We start from the raw sequence: 17,993 nt of genomic DNA, 5'->3' as shown, positions 1-17,993 counted from the left end.
GGAGATGACGCATGCGCCGCACCGATGACATGGACCTCGCTCGCCGCGCCCTCAGGGGCCGCGACCTGGTGGTGTTCTCCAACGACTGGGACGGGGACCCGCTCTCCAAGACGCACATCATGCGGATCCTCGCGCGCGACAACCGCGTGCTGTGGGTGAACAGCATCGGCTACCGCGCGCCCAAGGCGAACGCCCACGACGCGAAGCGCATCTGGAAGAAGCTCAGCAGCTTCACCCAGGGCATCCGCGAGGTAGAGCCCAACCTCTTCGTGCTCGCGCCGCTCGCCATCCCCGCCTACGGCTCCGAGGCCATCCGCGCCGCGAACCGCGAGCTGCTCAAGCTGCAGGTGAAGCGCGCGATGAAGCAGCTCAAGTTCGAGCGCCCGGTGGGCTGGAGCTTCCTGCCCACCAGCGCGCCCGTCTCCGGCACCCTGGGCGAGGACTTCCTCGTCTACCACTGCGTGGACGAGTTCAGCGCCTTCAGCGACACCAACGGCCGCCACATCGCCGAGCTGGAGCAGGTGCTGCTCAAGAAGGCGGACCTGGTCATCACCTCGGCGGAGCGCCTGCGCGAGAACAAGGTCAAGGTGAACCCGCGCACCGTGCTCGTGCGCCACGGCACCGACTTCCAGCACTTCGTGAAGGCGTGCGACCCGGCCACGCCCATCCCCGAGGACATCGCGAGCCTGCCCAAGCCCATCTTCGGCTTCTTCGGCCTCGTGGCGGACTGGGTGGACCAGGATGCGCTCATCGCCACCGCGAAGGCGCACCCCGAGGGCAGCGTCGTCATCGTGGGCAAGGTGGCCCCGGACGTGGACGACTCGAAGCTGCGCGCCGTGCCCAACATCCACCTGCTCGGCCGCAAGCGCTACGAGGAGCTGCCCGGCTACTGCAAGGCCTTCGACGTGAGCCTGATGCCCTTCACCGTGAACGAGCTCACGCTGAACGCGAACCCGCTCAAGGTGCGCGAGTACCTGGCCGCGGGCCTGCCCTGCGTCTCCACGGACCTGCCCGAGGTGCGCAAGGTGGGGCTGTGCAAGATCGCCACCTCCACCGAGGACTTCGTGCGCAAGGTGGACGAGTGCCTCGCGGAGGGGGCGGGCCCCCGCCGCGAGCGCGCCGAGCGCATCTACTCGGAGAGCTGGGACGCCCGCGTGGAGGAGATCCGCCAGCACGTGGGCGCCGCCATGCTCAAGGCCGGCAAGCAGCTCTAGCGCGGCCTCCTCACCGGGCCCCGCTTGCCCCCACGCGCGCACGCGTTCCCAGGAACTCGTGCACGCTGGGGGCGTTGCGCGCCTGCGCATCCACGCACAGCTGGATGGACTCCAGCGCGCGTGCGAGCGCGCGCGGGCCGCCCTCGATCTGCTTCACCTGGGGCGTGAGCAGCGCGTCCGCCTGCGCGCGCTGCTCCGGGGTGCAGAGCACGCCGGCGCGCTCGATGAGCCAGCCCAGCTCGTCCGAGCGCAGGCGCTTCGCGAGCGAGGGGAAGCTCTGCTGGTAGAAGGCCCAGGCCTGCGCGCGAGACTCCGCGCCTCCCAGCGCCGCCTGCAGGATGCCCACCGTCTCGCGCGCGTCGAACTCGGTGCCCTTCACCAGCTCGAGCGCGCGGGCGAGCTGGGTGGGGTCGCGGAAGGACCCGAGGATGCCGAGCAGCTCGCCGCGCTCGCGCCGGTCCTTCGCCGAGCGCGCCTGCGCGAGCACCGTGTCGTAGAGCGCCGCATCCCCGCGGCGCGCCGCCACGCGCAGCGCCGTGTGGCCCACGTCCTCGGGCACCGCGCTGCGATCCTTCAGCCACGCCTTCGCGAGGCGCGTGGCCTCGGCCGAGAGCACCGGGTCCTCGCCGGCCCCCGCCGCGAGCGGCACGATCATCAGCCGCAGGCGCTGCACGTTCTCGTCCTCACCGGGGCGCGCCACCCACCCGAGCTGCCGGGCGCGCGGGGCGTAGGTCTGGCGCAGCCACGCGCGGTAGCGGCCGCGGTCCTCCGCGCTGAGCTGCTCCAGCCGCACGCCCTCGAGCAGCTCCATCCCGCGCTGCACCATCAGGCGGCTGGGGTCGCGCGCCGTGGCGGGCACGGCAGGAAGCGCCTCACCCAACCGCAGGTCCGCGCGCGCCACACCCGCCTTCACGTCCGAGAGCAGGGCGAGCCGCTCGTCCTCGCTCAGCGCTCCGGAGGGCGCCTGCAGCAGCGCGTCCAGCTGCGGCCGCGCGTAGCCCGCGTGGTAGTAGCCGCGGCCCTCGGCGTTGAGCAGCACCCAGCGCGGGCAGCCCGGCTGCTGCAGCGCGAGCTCTCCCTGGGCCTCGGTGAGCAGCGTGCACTGGCGCTCCGCCTTCGCGCCGGTGCCCGCGCGCACGCACACCGGCACGCTCCAGGTCTGCCCGAGCTTTCCCGCGGATCCCGCGGGCCAGTAGCGCTCCTGCGAGAGCTGCAGCCTGGCGGGAGCGCCCGGTGTGCACTGCACCTGGGCGGTGATGCGCGGCACACCCGCCTGGTCCACGAAGCTCTTGAACACCTGCGCGGCCTCGGGGCCCGCGACCTGCGAGAGCGTGGTCACGTAGTCGTCCGAGGTGGCCGTCTTCCACGCGTGGGTGCGCACGTGGGTGCGCATCACGTCGCGCACCTTCTCCGGGCTGAGCCAGGTCTCCAGCATCCCCAGCACCGAGGCGCCCTTCGAGTACGTGGTCCCATTGTCGAAGGCGCCGATGATGTCGTCGTTGGTGGCCACGGGCTTGCGCACCGGAGGCGTGTTCACCAGCGAGTCCGTGCTCATGGCGAAGGAGAGCGACTCGGCGCTCATCTCCCGCCCCAGGCCCCACGCGGGCTCGAAGCCGTCCATGGTCTTGCGATCCAGCCAGCTGGTGAAGGACTCGTTGAGCCACACGTCGTTCCACCAGCGGCAGGTGACCAGGTCGCCGAACCAGTAGTGGCCCAGCTCGTGGCCCGCAATGGTCGCGTAGCGCTGGCGGCGCTCCAGGGTCTCCTCGCCCGGCTTGATCAGCGTGAGCGGCTGGCCGAGCGCGACGATGCCCGGGTGCTCCATGGTGCCCCAGAAGCGCGGCACCACCGCGACGTCCAGCTTCTCGAAGGGGTAGGCCTGATCGAAGAAGTCCTCGAGCACCTGCACGATGCGCGGGGTGACGCGCGCGGCGTACGCCGTCTCGGGCCCGCGGCCATGCGGCACGATGAAGTGCAGCGGCACCTTCGTGCGGCCCACCGTCCCGGCATCCACCACGTCGAAGGGGCCCACCATGAAGGCGACGAGGTAGCTGGGCAGCGGCTTGCTCTCGGCGAAGGTGACGCGCTTGAGCCCATCGGGCAGCGGCTCCTCGCGCACCACCGGCGCGTTCGCCGCGGTCACGTGCTCGGCCTTCACCGTGAAGGTGAGCTGCCAGGGCACCTTGAAGGTGGGCTCGTCGAAGCAGGGGAAGGCGCGCCGCGCGTCGATGGGCTCGAAAAAGGTGTAGAGGTACGGCTCGCCGGCCTCGGTCTCGCCGTACAGGCCCTGGCTCAGCTTGCGCTCCACGTGGCCGGTGAAGGTGAGCACCAGCCGGGCGCGTCCTGCCGGCAGCTCCTCGGGCAGCAGCAGCCCGAGGCGCCCCGCGTCCGCCGTGACGGGCTTTGCCTCGAGCGTGCGGCCCTCGCGCTCCACGCGCGCCGCCGTCACCTGCACGTCCAGCGCGTGCAGCCACACCTGGCGCACCGGGGCGCGCACGTCCACGTCGATGGTGACCGTACCCGGATAGGTGTCCTCGCGCGGCAGCAGCGTGAGCTCGAGCGCGTAGTGCACCGGCTGCACGGTGTCCGGGAGCCTCAGCTCGGGCGGCGCAGGCTGCGGGTACTCGGGCGCCTTGGCCGCAGGAGCGGCAGCTGTCGAGGCGGGTGCGGGAGCGGGGGAGTGGCCACAGTGCAGCGAGCCCACGGCGAGGAGCATCAGCAGGAGTCGGCGCATGACCCCACGCCACCCTCCCGCGCCCGCCCTGTCAACCGCGATCGCTGCCGCGCCCCCGCGTGAGCAACACCCGCGCTGCGGCCGCCGGGTCCGCGGCGGCGAGCACCCCCGAGATGGTCGCGAAGCCGTCCGCGTCGGGAAGCGCGGCCGCGCGCACCGGGTCGATGCCGCCGAGCGCGAGGGCGGGACAGCTCAGCTGCGCCCGCAGTGCGGCGTACCCCGCCGGGCCCAGGGGAGCGCGCGTGTCGTCCGGCTTCGAGCCGGGCGCGTACACCGGGCTCACCAGGGCGAGGTCCGCGCCGGCCGCGTCCGCCGCCTCGCGCGCGTCGTGCACCGCCGCGCTCACGAGCCGCCCTGCGGGGAGCGCCGGGCGCACGTCCGCAGGCGTGAGTCCTCCCGCAGGCAGGTGCAGGTGCGCCCCGAGCAGGAGCGCCACGTCCAATCGGCCGTTGATGAAGAGCGGCCGCGCGAGCCGCTCGCACAGGGCCGCGAGCACCCGCGCCTCCTCGAGGAACTGCCGCAGCCCGACCCCCGGGTGGCGGTGCTGCACGGCCACCTCGGGACCTGCCGAGAGCGCCGCCTCGAGCGACCCGAGCAGGCGCGCTCGCGGCAGGCCCCAGTCGGTGATGACGACGAGGCGCGGGAGCACCCGCGCTACTCGACCAGTCCTTCGAGGGGGCTCGACGCCGAGCCGTACGCCTTGCGCGGGATGCGGCCCGCGAGGAAGGCCTCGCGCCCCGCCTCGACCGCCTTGCGCATGGCCACGGCCATCCGCACCGGATCCCTCGCACCGGCAATGGCGGTGTTCATCAGCACCGCGTCCACGCCCAGCTCCATCGCGATCGCGGCATCCGAGGCCGTGCCCACGCCGGCGTCCACGATCACCGGCACCTTCACGGTCTCGCGGATGAGCCGGATGTTGTGCGGGTTGCGCACGCCGAGGCCCGAGCCGATGGGCGCCGCGAGCGGCATCACCGCGGCGCAGCCCGCGTCCTCGAGCTTGCGCGCGGTGATGGGGTCGTCGCTCGTGTAGGGCAGCACGGTGAAGCCCTCCTTCACCAGGATGCGCGCCGCCTTCACCGTCTCCTCCACGTCCGGGTAGAGGGTCTTCTCGTCGCCGAGCACCTCGAGCTTCACCCACTTGCTCATGCCCAGCTCCTCGGCGAGCCGGCAGGTGCGCACCGCGTCGTCCGCCGTGTAGCAGAGCGCGGTGTTGGGCAGCAGCCGCATGCGCTTCGTGTCGATCCAGCTCATCAGCGACTGCTCGCCCTGGGCCTTGAGGTCCAGGCGGCGCACCGCCACGGTGACCACCTCGGCGCCGCTCGCCTCGTGGCAGCGCTTCATGATCTCGAAGCTCGGGTACTTGCCGGTGCCGATGAGCAGCCGCGACCCGAAGGTGACGCCTGCGATGGTGAGGGGAGTGTCCTGCTGGCTCATGTCCGCGCTCCTAGCCGCCGCCTACGAAGGTCACGATCTCCACGCGGTCTCCCTCTTTGAGCCGGTGCTCGGCGTGCTGCGCGCGGCGCACCACCGCCGCGTTCACCTCCACCGCCACCCCAGGCCCCGAGAGCGAGAGCTCCGCGAGCAGGCGCGTGAGGTTCACGCCGTCCTGCACCTCCCGGGGATCGCCGTTCACCCAGACCTTCACGCGCCGCTGCTCCTATCGGGAAACACGCAGGGAGACTGCGTTCAGGTCGAGCCCTACAGGCGAGGGAGCGCAGTGTCAACGCGCACGCTCGGAGCCGTCAGAGCGCACGGCAGCCCGTTTCATCCCGACGAGTAGCAGGCAGCCGATCGAGCCGTGCGCAGTCAGGCCGGCGCCCCTGTGTCGCTCCCTGCGCGCTGACAAGCTCTTTTCCGGGCCCGGGTCGAGCACCACCTTGCTTTGCGAAGCGCCGGGTTGAACCCGGACACAACGAAAGGGGCATCGACATGCGGAAGCTCATGATGGCGGTGGGGGCGGTGGCGGCGCTGGGGATGATGGCGGGCTGTCAGGACAACAAGAGCAAGGTCGCCGACGAACAGCGTGACGTGGCCCAGGCGCAGGCCAAGGCCAGCGAGAAGGTCGCCGACGCGCGCCAGGACGCCGCCAAGGACAAGGCGGAGGCCCAGAAGGAGGAGAACAAGGACCTCGCCAACGCCAACCAGGAGGCGGCCGACGCCCAGCGCGACGCGCAGAAGAAGATGGCGAACGCGGACGAGGAGGCCCAGAAGAAGATCGCGGACGCACAGAAGGACGTGAACGAGGAGAAGAAGGACGTGGCCGAGGCCCGTCAGGACGCGGCGCGTGACAGCGCGGACGACAGCGCCACGGGCGGCAGCGGCGCGGCGATCCCCGCGGCCGGCACCCTCACCGGCACGCTCAAGGACGTCACGATGGCCAACAACCTCCAGCTCGTCGACTCCACGGGCAAGGAGCTGAAGCTCAAGACCAACGACGCGACCCGCGTCATGTACAACAACAAGGCCGCGAAGCTGGACAGCTTCGACGAGGGCACCCAGGTGCGCGCCTCCTACGTGAAGGACGGCGACGACATGGTGGCCCGCGACGTGACCGTGCTGAAGGCCGTGATGAAGAAGTAGTCGCCTTCACACGGATGCAGCGCTGCGGCTCCGTCCTCCGGGACGGGGCCGCAGTCATTGGGTGCGAGTGCGCCGTTGTGGCGCGCGCCCGGACGGCCCACACTGGCGCGCGTGACGGACGTGCTCGAGCTCCATCGCCGCTGGCCCATCGCGGACGCCCACGCGGACTCCCTCATGTGGAACCGCGACCTCACCGTGCGCTCGCACGAGGGGCACGTGGACTTCCCGCGCCTGCGCGAGGCAGGGGTGAAGCTGCAGTGCTTCACCCTCGTGACGCGCGGCTTTCCCTTCGTCGGCGGCTTCCCGGTGTTCGGCGCGTGGCGCGGCTGGCCGCGCGAGGCGCTCAGGGGCGAGTGGGCGCGCGCGCAGTGGCAGATCGACCGGCTCGAGGACTTCTGCCGGCGCTCCCAGGGACAGGCGGCCATCGCCACCCGCGGCGCGCAGCTCGCGCAGAACCTCGCCGAGGGCCGGCTCTCCGCGGTGCTCGGCGTCGAGGGCGGCCATGCGCTGGAGGGGAGGGTGGAGCGCCTCTCGGAGCTGCACGCGCGCGGCGTGCGCTTCATGGGGCTCACCCACCTGTCCAACAACGCACTGGGCGGCTCCTCCTTCCCCTTCATGGGCAACCGCACCCTGTCCGCGCTCGGACGCGAGGTGCTCGACGAGATGGCCCGTCTGGGGATGAGCGTGGACGTGGCCCACGCCTCGGAGCAGACCCTGGAGGCCGTGCTCTCGCACCCCCGCGCGCGCCCCTTCTGCTCGCACACCGGCGTGCGCTCCGCCGGTGGAGGCTGGCGCAACCTCCCGGACGACACCCTGCGGCGCATCGCCGAGCGGGGTGGGGTGGTGGGCATCATCTTCGGCACCGTGTACCTCGGCGGAGACCGCATCGAGGACGTGGTGCGCCACATCGAGCACGCACTGGACGTGATGGGCGAGGAGGCCGTGGGCCTGGGCTCGGACTTCGACGGGATGGTGCCGCTGCCCAAGGGCATGCGGGATGTCACCGGCCTCCCACTGCTCACCGAGGCCCTGCTGCGCCGCCATCCAGAAGCGCGCGTGGAGCGTGTCCTCGGGGGCAACCTCCACCGCTTCTTCCGGGAGACCCTCGGGTCCTAGACCCGAAAATCCGAGGAAACTGAAAAACACCGCACTTGCCGAATCGCCGCCCGATGCCTACCTCGGGGACCGAGCGAGGAGGCAAGCATGCGAGCGAGCAGCTGGAACGGGGTCTGGGTGGCAGTGATCGCGCTGGCGGTGGGCTGCCACGAGGCCACCGGTGTGCGCGAGCCCGGAGACGGCGGTCCTGGCGTCGTCGACCCGCCACCGCCGCCTCCGCCGCCGCCGCCGCCCCCGCCCCCGCCGCCGCCGCCTCCGCCCCCGCCGCCGCCGGAGTTCAAGCGCGTGCCCGCGCCCAACCCCATCCCGGCCGAGAACGCGAAGCCCGGCGACACGAGCTGGCGCCAGGGCAGCAGCGCGCCTCCCGGCACCGTCGAGCTCTACGCCTCGCTCGACTCGGCAAAGGCCGGTGACACGGTCTCGGTGAAGGTCTCCACCAGGAGCCCCGGCACCATCAGCGCCACCGTGTACCGGCTCGGCTACTACGGCGGCGCCGGTGCGCGGAAGGTGTGGAGCGGCAGCGCCTTCGACACGCGGACGCAGGCACCGTGCCCCCGGGACTCGACCACGGGCCGCGTGGAGTGCGCCTGGGACGACACCTTCTCCTTCAAGGTCGGCGACGACTGGGTCTCCGGCTTCTACCTCGTGAAGGTGAGCTACAGCGGCTACAAGCGCTTCACGCCCTTCATCGTGCGCGACGACCGCGCCGCCGAGCTCCTCTACGGCTCGGCCCTCTACACCTCGCAGGCCTACAACCGCTGGGGCGGCGAGAGCCTCTACGCCACCTCCTCGGGCATGCCGTACAACCGCAGCTACGAGGTCTCGTTCGACCGGCCCTTCGAGGCGGACGATGGCCGGGGCAAGGTCTTCTACCTCGAGCAGCCCTTCATCACCTGGCTGGAGAAGGAGGGCTACGACGTCACCTACGGCACCAACTCGGACTTCCTGCGCTACGGCAACTTCCTCGAGGGGATCGGCGCCTACGTGCACGCGGGCCAGGACGAGTACTGGCCCACGCAGCAGCGCACGCAGGTGGATGCGGCGCTCGCCAGCGGGAAGATGAGCCTCGCGTACTTCGGCGGGAACGGCGCCTACTGGCGCGTGCGCGGTGAGAAGGACCGGGCCGGCAACGAGCTGCGCACCATCGTTTGCTACAAGAACACGCCGTGGCTGGACCCGCAGCCCGGGAGCACCGTGCGCTTCCGCGACGACCCCAACCCTCACCCCGAGAGCGAGCTCTTCGGCGTGATGTACGACGGCTGGCAGCTCATCAGCTTCCCGCTCGTGGTCGCAGACGAGTCCCACTGGCTCTTCGAGGGCACGGGCCTCACCACCGGCACGCAGCTGCCCGGCTTGCTGGGCTTCGAGGTGGATCGCATCTGGCCGGACCTTGCGGGCACGCCCACGAATCAGCGCGTGAGCCTGGAGAGCCCGCTGCTCACGGCCGAGGGGATCCCCAACGTCTCGCACGGCGTGGACCGCGATCTGCCCGGCGGCACCCACATCTTCGCCTCCGGCACCATCCAGTGGCCGCTCGCCTTCGGCTCGGACCCCGAGCTGCACGACGACCGCGTCCTGCGCATGACGGCCAACGTGCTGGAGCGCTCGCTCGAGCACCGCCGCGCCCACCGCGCGCTCGCGCCCGTGACGAGCAGTGGCACGCCGGAGAACGAGCCCATCGCCGTGTGGGCGAGCTCGGTGCACGCCTTCGCCGGCCAGCCGGGCCGCGGCGGCTACCGCGAGGGCCCTGCGGACCAGGCGCTGTTCAACGGTCCCACGGGCGTTGCCGTGGGCCCGGACGGCCGCGTCTACGTGGCGGACACCAACAACAACCGCATCCGCGTGATCGGCACCGACTCCGAGCACACCGTGAGCCTCGTCGCCGGGACGGGCGCGCTGGGACCCGTGAAGGTGCTGAACGACGTGGCCGGCGCGACGGCGCAGTTCCGCAAGCCCACGGGCGTGGCGGTGGCCCCGGACGGGACCGTCTACGTGGCGGACTCGGACAACCACTGCATCCGCAGCATCGTGGAGACGCCGCAGGGCTGGAGGGTCTCGCTCTTCGCGGGCTCCGACAGCCGCCAGTCCGGCTACGCGAATGGAGCAGGCCCGGCCGCGCGCTTCAACCGTCCGACCGCCCTCGCCGTGGACTCGCTGGGCAACGTCTACGTCGCGGACCAGGCGGGCAACAGCGTGCGCATGATCAGAGTGGACCCGATCACCCACGCGGTGGAGGTCACGACGCTCGCGGGCAACGGCCAGGCCGGAGATGCGGACGGCGCAGACGGCAGCCAGGCTCGGTTCAACAACCCGAGCGCCATCGCGGTGGGCTCGGCCGGCGAAGTCTTCGTCTTCGAGGGCTACAGCCAGAAGCTCAAGCGCATCGCGCCCGAGGCGCCCCACGCGGTGACCACGCTCGCGGGCAAGGACGGCGCGCAGGGCTTCGCGGACGGGCCCGGCAATCAGGCCCGCTTCCGCGCCCAGATGGGCCTCGCGGTGGGACCGGTGGGGGAGATCTACATCGCGGACACGGCGAACTTCCGGCTGCGCAAGGTCATCACCGGCGCCGATGCGGCCTCCAGCCGCGTCTACACCATCGCGGGCTCGGGGAAGCTGGGGCTCACCCTGGGCAGCGGCAGCCAGGCGGACCTCTCCATCCCCGCCGGCCTCGCGGTCGTCCCCTCGGACGAGTCGATCCTCGTGACGGACGCGTTCAACAACGTCATCCGCCGCGTCATCCGCTAGGCGGCGAGCAGGCGCGAGAGGAAGGCGTCCAGCACGCCGTTGAAGGCCTCGGGGTTCTCCTGGTTCGGCAGGTGGCCGGCCGCCGGGATGACCTCGAGCTGGGCGCCGCCGATGAGGTCCGCCATCTGGCGGGCCTTCTCGAGCGGCGTCACGTGATCCTCGGCGCCCACCACCACGAGGGCAGGCCCCGCGAAGCGCGCGAGCATGTCCTTGCTGTCGTGGCGCAAGCCCATCCCGCGCAGCGCCGCCGCGATGCCGCCGGGAGTCCCCTCGCGCATCAGCGCCGCCACCTCGCGCCCCACGCGTGAGTCCACGGGCGAGGTGATGAGCTTGGGCAGGTTGTTCTCCAGCACGGACTGCACGCCGCGCGCGAGCGCGTCCTGGGCCTGCGTCTCGCGCCGGGCGCGCCCCGCGTCGTCGTCCGCCGTCACCTGCGTGTCCACCAGGACCAGGGCCCGCACGCGGCTCGCGTCCTCGCGCAGCAGCGCCATCGAGGCGTACCCGCCCATGGACACCCCGCCCACCACGGCCGTGTCCAGGCCCAGGGCATCGAGGATGGCGAGGCCGTCGCGGGCCATGCGGGACATCTCGGTGGGGCCCTCGCCCAGGGCGCTCCCGCCGAAGCCCCGCGCGTCCGGCAGCAGGAAGCGGTAGCGGCCTCCCAGCGCCGCCACCTGGGGCGCGAAGGACCCACTGGTGAGCGGGAAAGCATGAAAGAGCAGGACGGGCAGGCCGCGGCCCTCGTCGCGGTAGTGCAGGGGGACGCCGTCGACGTTCAGGGTGGGCATGGGTGCTCCAGGACCGGGAAGGGGGGGAGGGGGGCCTGGCTCCGCTCTACCGAAGGAGCCCCGGCGGGGGGAAGCGCCGCGTGAGGGTGAACATCCGGTAGAGGAAGGGCAGGATCCGATTAAAGTGCGGTCCCCGTGGCCGCCGCCCCCTCACCCGACACCCTCCCCGCGAGGCTCGAAGAGCTCCTCACCGCGATGCCCGAGCGCGCGTTCGCGGGCCGCCTGCGCAAGGTGTACGCCGCCGCGGCGAACGCCATCGTGCGCCTCGGCGACATGGACCTCGTGAAGTACGAGACCACGTCCGTCGAGGGCAGCGCCGACCTCTCGCTCTGGGAGGAGATGGCGCCCGTCATCCGCGACACGGTGATGGACGTGAACGCCCTGCTCAACGTGGTGCGCGAGCAGTTCCCGGTGCAGCCGCGCGGCGGGCTCGCGGACACGGTGCGCAGCGCCGCGGAGGAGGCGGGGCCGTTGCCGCCCTCCAGCCCGCTCGCCCGCAAGGCGCAGGAGTCGGTGGAGGTGCTGCACGCGGCCATGGGCGTCATCGCCCAGGGCATCACCCAGCTGGGCGAGGCGATGCGCAGCCCCGGCGTGGTGTCTGACCGGTGGAACCTGCTCGCCGAGATCCAGCGCTTCCGCGCCTTGTTCCGCGAGCAGATCGGCACGCTGGTGTACGACTCGGCCGGAGCGCTCGCGGACGTGAACCGGCGCGACGTGGTCCCCGGCCACGACACCGAGGTGAAGGCCGCGATCGTGGTGCGCGCCATCGTCGCGGACCTCGGGCGCATCGTGGGCGCGCGGGTGCAGAAGATCCGCGAGGCCGAGCCCGAGGACGTGCAGTGGAACGCCCAGCAGCTGCAGAACGAGCTGGACGCCTTCGGCCGCACGCAGGCCTACCGCTCGCTGCGCGCCCAGGATAAGCGGCGCATCATCGAGGTGCGCTCCCAGGTGGGCAAGCTCGCCATCCAGCCCGCCCCCGCGCAGCCCGAGCTCATGGCCGTGGCGAGCGAGCTGGACACCTTCGTGGGAGACCTGGCGCAGGTGAACCGCCGGCAAATCCTCATCTCCCACGACCGCGAGGTGTGGGCCGCCTGCGGCGTGCAGCTGGAGCGGGCCATGGGGATGTTCGGCTACGATCCCTCGCTCGCCGCGAAGGTGCTCTCGGAGGCCGCTGCGCGCGCCCAGTCGCTCTACGGCCGCGACCCCGCCCTGGACGTCTTCCTGCGCCGCGCCCGCAAGGCGCCGCTCGCCACGCTGACGGGCGAGGAGCTGCGAGGCACGCTCGAGTCCTTCCAGGAGCTGCTCGCCCAGCTGCCCGTAGGCTAGGGGGGAGGCGAGGGGCGCGCGCCTTCCCGCTTTGCCCGGGGGGCCCTCGGGTGTAAGTGCTCGGGGCAATGCCGCATCCCCGCCCGCTGCGCGACGCGGACCTCTCCTCGGTGGAGGCGGTCTTCACCGACGTCGACGGCACCCTCACCACCCACGGCCTGCTGCGCAGCTCCACGCTGCGCGCGCTGGAGTCCCTCGCGCAAGGAGGCGTGCGCGTGGTGTTGGTGAGCGGGCGGCCCGCGGGCTGGGGCGAGGCCTGGGCGCGCACCCTGCCGGTGGACGGCGTCATCGTGGAGAACGGCGGGCTCTTCTTCCACCGCCGGCCGGGCGGGCCGCTGCGCAAGGTGTACGCCCAGAGCGCGAGCGTGCGCGCGGTGAACCGCCGCCGGCTCCAGGCCGAGGTCGCGCGCGTGCTCGCCCGGGTGCCCGGCGCGCGCCTCTCCTCGGACAGCGCGCACACCGAGGTGGACCTCGCCATCGACTACAACGAGGAGGCCCGCCTGGGCAGCGCGGCGGCGGGCCGCATCGAGGCGCTGCTGCGCGCGCGGGGCGTCACCGCGGTGCGCTCCTCGGTGCACGTGAACTGCTGGATCGGCCGCTTCGACAAGCGCACCGCCGTCTCGCGCTTCCTGCGCAGCGCGTGGGGCCAGGTCCTGCAGCCCGGCGAGCGCCGCTACGCGTACGCCGGTGACTCCTTCAACGACGCGCCCCTCTTCGGCGCGTTCCCCGTGAGCGTGGGCGTCGCCAACGTGCGCGCCGTGCTCGCGGCCATCGATACGCCCCCCGCCTTCATCACCCGCGCCGCCGAGGGCGCAGGCTTCGAGGAGCTCGCGCGCGCCGTGCTCGCGCAGCGCCAACGCCGGGAAAAGCGTCGGGCCGGCCCTCGTGAATCTCAAGGAGTCGCCGCATGAGCAGTCTCGTGAAGCTGGAGCTCGCCCGGGGCCTCGGGCGCCACCTGCGCGCAGGTCACCCCTGGGCCTTCCGCAAGGCCTTCGAGCACCCGCCGCGCATCCCCGCCGGCAGCGTGGTGGACCTCACCGAGGGCGGGAAGTTCGTGGCCCGCGGCTACTACGATCCGCACTCGGCCATCGCGGTGCGCGTGCTCACCCGCGACCCGCGCGAGACCATCGACGCGGCCTTCTTCGCCCGCCGCGTGAAGGCCGCGCTCGCCGAGCGCCGCTCGCTCATCGACCTCAGCGGCACGGACAGCTTCCGGCTCCTGCACGGCGAGGGGGACGGCCTGCCCGGCGTGGTGGTGGACCTCTACGGCCGCTACGCGGTGCTCAAGCTCTACTCCGCGGGCCTCACGCCGTACCGCTCGCTCATCGTCGAGGCGCTTCGCCAGGCGCTGCCCGAGCTCCTGGGCGTCATCGGCCGCGACGAGGTGGGCCGCGACGACGCAGAAGGGGACGAGGAGCGCGGCGCGGGGCGCATGCTCTGGGGTCCGCCCGCGCCCGAGTTGCTCGCCATCCAGGAGCGCGGCGCCACCTTCATGGTGGACGCCCTGCGCGGACAGAAGACCGGCTTCTTCCTCGACCAGCGCGAGAACCGCTACCTCATCCGCCGCCTCGCCGCCGGCCGCGACGTGCTCAACTGCTTCTGCTTCACCGGCGGCTTCTCGGTGAACGCGGCCCTGGGCGGCGCGCGCAGCGTGTTCTCGGTGGACCAGGATGCGGATGCGATCGCGCTCGCCCGCGAGAACTTCACGCGCAACGGCCTGCCCGCCGAGAAGCACGACTTCCTCGCCGCGGACGTCTTCAAGCTGCTCGCCTCGTTCAAGGAGGAGGGCCGCACCTTCGACCTGATCATCCTGGACCCGCCCGCCTTCGCGAAGAGCCAGCGCGCGGTGGAGGCCGCCATCGACGGCTACGCCTCCCTCAACCGCCAGGCGCTCGGCATCCTGCGCCCCGGCGGCCTGCTCGCCACGGCCTCCTGCTCGGCGCGCGTGAGCCCCGAGGCCTTCTTCGAGGCCATCAAGGAGGCGGGCTTCAAGGCGGGCGTGGACCTCGCGCTCGTGGAGGAGCGCTACCAGCCGCCGGACCACCCCGTGCGCCTGCAGTTCCGCGAAGGCCGCTACCTCAAGTTCTACGTCCTGCAGTCCGTCTAGGAGACCCCTCCCATGTCCCGCTCCCTCCTGCCCGCGCTGCTGCTGCTCGCCTCGCTCGGCGCCGGCTGCGGCGACACCCAGGTGCGCCACTACCTCGTCGCCGTGGACGCGGCGCCGCTCTCGCGCCTGGAGGCCTCCTGCTACAAGGGCGGCGTGCTCCCCGCCGAGCGCCCCCGCGACAACGGCTTCCAGGCGCTGCGCTGGACGCTGTGGGACGCGGACGGCGGGCGCGCCTACCTCGAGCTTGAGTCGCCTCCGGGTGGCTGGGTGCTCGGAGATGCCCCGGTCATCCAGGCGCCCGGCGCCATCGCGGGCACCGGCGAGGTCTTCGAGGCGGAGCGCCTGGACCTCGACGCCAACGACCAGAAGCTGCGCTCGCGCGTGGTGCGCGTGACCTTCACCGAGCGCGGCGCGCTCGCCCGAGGCACGCTCGAGCTGAGCGCGAGCGACACTGCCGGGGTGAAGTGCGCCGCGACCCTGGCCTTCACCGCGCGCGACGAGCCGCGCGAGGACTAGCGCCATGGTGCTCAAGGGCCAGTTCCTGGAGCGCTCCACCCTCATCCCCGTGGACACCGGCGCGGGTCCGGCCTCCGAGGTCATGGAGGGCACCGCCCACCGGGGCGAGCGCCAGCCGCCGCTGCTCATCCTGCCGCCGCGCCCGGAGGAGGGGGGCGGCATGGACCACGTCCTCGCCGCCGAGCTCGCCTTCGCGGCGGCCCGCGCGGGCCACGCGACCCTGCGCTTCAACTACCGCGGCGTCGGGGCGAGCCAGGGTGCGCGCGGCGACCAGGAGGCGCTCGGCCGGGACGCCGCGGCAGCGCTGGACGTGGCGCTCGAGAACGCGCGCGGCCCCGCGGCCGCCCTCGCCGCCCTGCACGGCAGCGCTCCGGTCGCCCTCGCGCTCCTCGCGCGCCGCGCCGAGCCCTGCGCGCTCGCCCTCGTCGAGCCCCGGGACGTGCCCCTGGGGGCCCTGGCGCGCGTGCGGGTGCCGCTCCTGGTCATCGCCTGGGCGGGCGGCGACCGGCGCGAGAGCGCAGCCATGGCGGAGGCGGTGTCCGAGGCGGGGGGCCGCCTGGAGCTCGTCTCCGACGCCGCCCCCACCTTCCCCAGGAACCTGCCCGTCATCGGACACCTCGTCGCCGAGTGGCTGCAGCGCCTGAGCGGCGCGCCTGACATAACCTCCTGAATTCTCTAGGGAGAAGGGGAGGGGAGCCAGGCAGGCGCAGGCGCAGACCCAATCGTTTCCCGGCCCGTTCGTAGGCTCGCTGGAAGGAGTTCGCTCATGGCGTGGACGACGACGCGGTGGACCCGGGCAGGGACGGTGGGGGCAGTGGCGGCGCTGGCGCTGGCGGCCTGTGGAGGCGCGCACAAGGAGCCGCCCAGGGCCGCCTACCACCCCGAGCGCGATGCGAGCGCCCTGAAGGGCTCGCAGGTCGCGGGCGGCATCGTCGTGGACTTCAAGGACGGCACCACGAAGGAGCAGTTCGACGCCTGGGAGCGCGAGTGGGGCGTGGACCTCGAGTTCAACTCGGTGGAGGGGCCGCGCTCCGGCATCACGCTCGCCGTCGGCGTGCCGGACGTGGACGCGGTGCTCGAGCGCATCCGCCAGAACCCGGCGGTCGAGTCCGCCGAGCCGCTCACCGTGTACACCCTTCCGCCCGAGGCCGAGGCGTCGGACGCCGATGCGGCGCCCCGCCCGGGCTTTCGCGACGACGAGGGCGGCTTCGTCCCCAATGATCCCGACTACGCGCGCCAGTGGAACCTGCGGATGATCCACATGCCGCGCGCCTGGGAGCAGAGCCGCGGCAAGGGAGTCATCGTCGCGGTGCTCGACACCGGCGTGGCCTACGAGGACTACCAGGACTTCCACCGGGTGCCGGACCTGCGCACCACGCGCTTCGCGAAGGGCTACGACTTCGTGAACGACGACACGCACGCGGATGACGACCACGGCCACGGCACGCACGTGGCCGGCACCATCGCCCAGAGCACCAACAACGGCGAGGGCGTGGCGGGCGTGGCCTTCGACGCGACGATCATGCCGGTGAAGGTGCTCAACCACTTCGGCGCTGGCACCTCGGCGGACATCGCGGACGCCATCCGCTTCGCTGCGGACAACGGCGCCAAGGTGATCAACCTCTCGCTGGGCGGTGGCTGGCACTCGGCCGCGGTGGCCAACGCCGTCGACTTCGCGCGCAAGAAGGGCGCCACGGTGGTGGCCGCCGCCGGCAACGGCTCGCGCGCGCACGTGGAGTTCCCCGCGGCCTATCCGGGCGTCATCGGCGTGAGCGCGGTGGACCCGGAGGGCAAGCTCGCCTTCTACTCGTCCTGGGGCCCCGAGGTGGACCTCGCGGCGCCTGGCGGCGACAAGCGCGCGGGGCCGCACGGCGGCATCCTGCAGAACACCGTGGACCCGAGGGACCCCTCGAAGTCCATCTACGCGGCGTACCAGGGCACCAGCATGGCCACGCCGCACGTCTCGGGCGTCGCCGCGCTGCTCTACGCCGCCGGCGCCGAGACGCCCGAGCAGGTGGAGCAGGCGCTCTATGCGGGCGCCCAGAAGGTGGAGGGCGGCGACGCCGAGCGCTACGGGCACGGCCTCCTGGATGCACAGGGGGCGCTCGCGGCCCTGCGCCAGCAGGCGCCTCCGACCGCGTGGCAGCCGCTGGCCTGGAGTGCGGCCCTGCTCGCGCTGGTGCTGCTCACCCTGGGCGGCCGCGAGCGTCCCGGCTACTTCAACATCCTGCTCCGGCCCACCTTCCTGCTGCCGCTGCTGCTCGCCACGGTGGGGGTGTTCTTCCTGCGCAACCACGTCTCGGGGGACACGGTGAGCACGCTCACGCTGCCCATGCCGGACTGGCAGCGGATCATCTTCGGCCGCGGCAAGCTCGCGAACCCGCTCTTCTACAGCTCGCTGCTGCCGCTGGTGGCCTCGCTGCTCGCCATCCGGCTGCGCGGCCTGCGCCCGGTGGTCGGGGGCCTGGCGCTGGGCTTCGCGGGCTTCCTCGCCTACGCGGCGTGGTCTCGGGCGCCGGGGCTCGCGTACCTGCCCTTCGCGTTCCTCGCGGTGCCGTGGCTCGTGCTCAACACGCTCTCCTGCGTCTTCATCGCGCGGGCCATGCTCAAGCGGGAGGCCGCATGAAGCTCAGCGGGCGGGTGGTGTTCCGGGACATCGAGACGGGCGTCTGGGTGCTCGAGGCTGACGACGGCCGCACCTACGCGCTGGCCGGGGGAGATCGCGGCCTGAAGAAGGACGGCAAGCGCGTGGAGATCGACGGCGAGGTGGACCGAGGCGGCGTCACCGCCGCCATGGTCGGTCCGCTGCTGCGCGTGAACGGCTACCGCTTCACGTAAGTCCCCGAGTGCTCCCGCTCCACCTT

16 protein-coding genes are annotated in these 17,993 nt (G+C 72.5%); 11 read left to right on the top strand and 5 right to left on the bottom strand.

Going from position 1 to position 17,993, the window contains the following annotated elements:
* Window positions 1-11: 11 nt before the first annotated feature.
* Window positions 12-1,214 carry a spore coat polysaccharide biosynthesis glycosyltransferase ExoP gene (gene exoP / locus FGE12_RS01625; RefSeq protein ID WP_153864428.1) on the top strand — a complete coding sequence of 401 codons (1,203 nt, stop codon included), beginning with the start codon at window positions 12-14 and terminating at the stop codon, window positions 1,212-1,214.
* Window positions 1,215-1,224: 10 nt separating this feature from the next.
* Here exoP and FGE12_RS01620 read toward each other — a convergent pair whose 3' ends face one another.
* The 4 genes from FGE12_RS01620 to thiS are packed head-to-tail and all read right to left on the bottom strand — an operon-like array spanning window position 1,225 to window position 5,596.
* Complete coding sequence (locus FGE12_RS01620) at window positions 1,225-3,948, bottom strand: M1 family metallopeptidase (protein ID WP_153864427.1); 2,724 nt, start codon at window positions 3,946-3,948, stop codon at window positions 1,225-1,227.
* A 31-nt stretch (window positions 3,949-3,979) separates the two neighbouring features.
* The gene (locus FGE12_RS01615; RefSeq protein ID WP_194797462.1) at window positions 3,980-4,597 is read right to left on the bottom strand and encodes a thiamine phosphate synthase; all 618 of its coding nucleotides are present in this window, start codon (window positions 4,595-4,597) and stop codon (window positions 3,980-3,982) included.
* Window positions 4,598-4,602: 5 nt separating this feature from the next.
* Window positions 4,603-5,385, bottom strand: a complete 783-nt coding sequence (locus tag FGE12_RS01610; protein ID WP_153864426.1) for a thiazole synthase — start codon at window positions 5,383-5,385, stop codon at window positions 4,603-4,605.
* A gap of 10 nt (window positions 5,386-5,395) precedes the next feature.
* Window positions 5,396-5,596 carry a sulfur carrier protein ThiS gene (gene thiS / locus FGE12_RS01605; protein ID WP_194797461.1) on the bottom strand — a complete coding sequence of 67 codons (201 nt, stop codon included), beginning with the start codon at window positions 5,594-5,596 and terminating at the stop codon, window positions 5,396-5,398.
* Between the two features lie 284 nt (window positions 5,597-5,880).
* Here thiS and FGE12_RS01600 point away from each other — a divergent pair, with 284 nt between their 5' ends.
* From FGE12_RS01600 to FGE12_RS01585, 3 genes are all read left to right on the top strand, one after another.
* On the top strand, window positions 5,881-6,531 hold the full coding sequence (locus tag FGE12_RS01600) for a hypothetical protein (RefSeq protein ID WP_153864425.1): 651 nt from the start codon (window positions 5,881-5,883) through the stop codon (window positions 6,529-6,531).
* Window positions 6,532-6,642: 111 nt separating this feature from the next.
* Window positions 6,643-7,647, top strand: coding sequence for a membrane dipeptidase (locus tag FGE12_RS01595; RefSeq protein WP_194797460.1), 1,005 nt, complete (start codon window positions 6,643-6,645; stop codon window positions 7,645-7,647).
* 87 nt (window positions 7,648-7,734) lie between these two features.
* Window positions 7,735-10,392, top strand: coding sequence for a N,N-dimethylformamidase beta subunit family domain-containing protein (locus FGE12_RS01585; protein WP_194797459.1), 2,658 nt, complete (start codon window positions 7,735-7,737; stop codon window positions 10,390-10,392).
* Here the strand turns inward: FGE12_RS01585 and FGE12_RS01580 are convergent.
* Window positions 10,389-11,180: an alpha/beta fold hydrolase gene (locus FGE12_RS01580; protein ID WP_153864421.1), complete on the bottom strand. Its 792-nt coding sequence runs from the start codon at window positions 11,178-11,180 to the stop codon at window positions 10,389-10,391. The two genes, FGE12_RS01585 and FGE12_RS01580, sit on opposite strands and share 4 nt — an antisense overlap.
* A 135-nt stretch (window positions 11,181-11,315) precedes the next feature.
* On the opposite strand from FGE12_RS01580, the gene FGE12_RS01575 reads away from it, so the two are divergent.
* The 7 genes from FGE12_RS01575 (at window position 11,316) to FGE12_RS01545 (ending at window position 17,967) form a co-directional block, all read left to right on the top strand.
* Window positions 11,316-12,506: a hypothetical protein gene (locus FGE12_RS01575; RefSeq protein ID WP_194797458.1), complete on the top strand. Its 1,191-nt coding sequence runs from the start codon at window positions 11,316-11,318 to the stop codon at window positions 12,504-12,506.
* A 68-nt stretch (window positions 12,507-12,574) separates the two neighbouring features.
* Entirely contained in the window at window positions 12,575-13,417 is an 843-nt protein-coding gene (locus FGE12_RS01570; RefSeq protein WP_153864420.1) for an HAD-IIB family hydrolase, read from the top strand.
* Entirely contained in the window at window positions 13,414-14,613 is a 1,200-nt protein-coding gene (locus tag FGE12_RS01565) for a class I SAM-dependent rRNA methyltransferase (protein ID WP_153864419.1), read from the top strand. Before FGE12_RS01570 ends, FGE12_RS01565 begins: the two co-directional genes overlap by 4 nt.
* Window positions 14,614-14,625: 12 nt before the next feature.
* Window positions 14,626-15,129, top strand: coding sequence for a hypothetical protein (locus FGE12_RS01560; protein ID WP_153864418.1), 504 nt, complete (start codon window positions 14,626-14,628; stop codon window positions 15,127-15,129).
* A 4-nt stretch (window positions 15,130-15,133) separates the two neighbouring features.
* Window positions 15,134-15,799, top strand: a complete 666-nt coding sequence (locus FGE12_RS01555; protein WP_153864417.1) for an alpha/beta hydrolase — start codon at window positions 15,134-15,136, stop codon at window positions 15,797-15,799.
* Window positions 15,800-15,895: 96 nt separating this feature from the next.
* Window positions 15,896-17,755 (top strand): S8 family peptidase, encoded by a 1,860-nt coding sequence (locus FGE12_RS01550; RefSeq protein ID WP_153864416.1) that lies wholly within the window; start codon window positions 15,896-15,898, stop codon window positions 17,753-17,755.
* Window positions 17,752-17,967, top strand: a complete 216-nt coding sequence (locus FGE12_RS01545; RefSeq protein WP_153864415.1) for a DUF5818 domain-containing protein — start codon at window positions 17,752-17,754, stop codon at window positions 17,965-17,967. The genes FGE12_RS01550 and FGE12_RS01545 overlap by 4 nt, the downstream gene beginning before the upstream one ends.
* Window positions 17,968-17,993: the final 26 nt, after the last annotated feature.

Source organism: Aggregicoccus sp. 17bor-14, assembly GCF_009659535.1.
Taxonomy (GTDB): Bacteria; Myxococcota; Myxococcia; order Myxococcales; family Myxococcaceae; genus Aggregicoccus.
The sequence above is the reverse complement of the archived record's forward strand: the minus strand, read 5'-3'. Positions and strand labels throughout refer to the sequence as shown.

Excerpts from the sequence above, each read along its gene's own strand:
- FGE12_RS01545 (WP_153864415.1), top strand. The coding sequence starts at position 17,752 with ATGAAGCTCAGCGGGCGGGTGGTGTTCCGGGACATCGAGACGGGCGTC.
- FGE12_RS01570 (WP_153864420.1), top strand. The coding sequence starts at position 12,575 with ATGCCGCATCCCCGCCCGCTGCGCGACGCGGACCTCTCCTCGGTGGAG.
- FGE12_RS01620 (WP_153864427.1), bottom strand. The coding sequence starts at position 3,948 with ATGCGCCGACTCCTGCTGATGCTCCTCGCCGTGGGCTCGCTGCACTGT.
- FGE12_RS01580 (WP_153864421.1), bottom strand. The coding sequence starts at position 11,180 with ATGCCCACCCTGAACGTCGACGGCGTCCCCCTGCACTACCGCGACGAG.
- FGE12_RS01555 (WP_153864417.1), top strand. The coding sequence starts at position 15,134 with ATGGTGCTCAAGGGCCAGTTCCTGGAGCGCTCCACCCTCATCCCCGTG.
- FGE12_RS01560 (WP_153864418.1), top strand. The coding sequence starts at position 14,626 with ATGTCCCGCTCCCTCCTGCCCGCGCTGCTGCTGCTCGCCTCGCTCGGC.
- FGE12_RS01550 (WP_153864416.1), top strand. The coding sequence starts at position 15,896 with ATGGCGTGGACGACGACGCGGTGGACCCGGGCAGGGACGGTGGGGGCA.
- FGE12_RS01610 (WP_153864426.1), bottom strand. The coding sequence starts at position 5,385 with ATGAGCCAGCAGGACACTCCCCTCACCATCGCAGGCGTCACCTTCGGG.
- FGE12_RS01585 (WP_194797459.1), top strand. The coding sequence starts at position 7,735 with ATGCGAGCGAGCAGCTGGAACGGGGTCTGGGTGGCAGTGATCGCGCTG.
- FGE12_RS01565 (WP_153864419.1), top strand. The coding sequence starts at position 13,414 with ATGAGCAGTCTCGTGAAGCTGGAGCTCGCCCGGGGCCTCGGGCGCCAC.
- FGE12_RS01600 (WP_153864425.1), top strand. The coding sequence starts at position 5,881 with ATGCGGAAGCTCATGATGGCGGTGGGGGCGGTGGCGGCGCTGGGGATG.
- exoP (WP_153864428.1), top strand. The coding sequence starts at position 12 with ATGCGCCGCACCGATGACATGGACCTCGCTCGCCGCGCCCTCAGGGGC.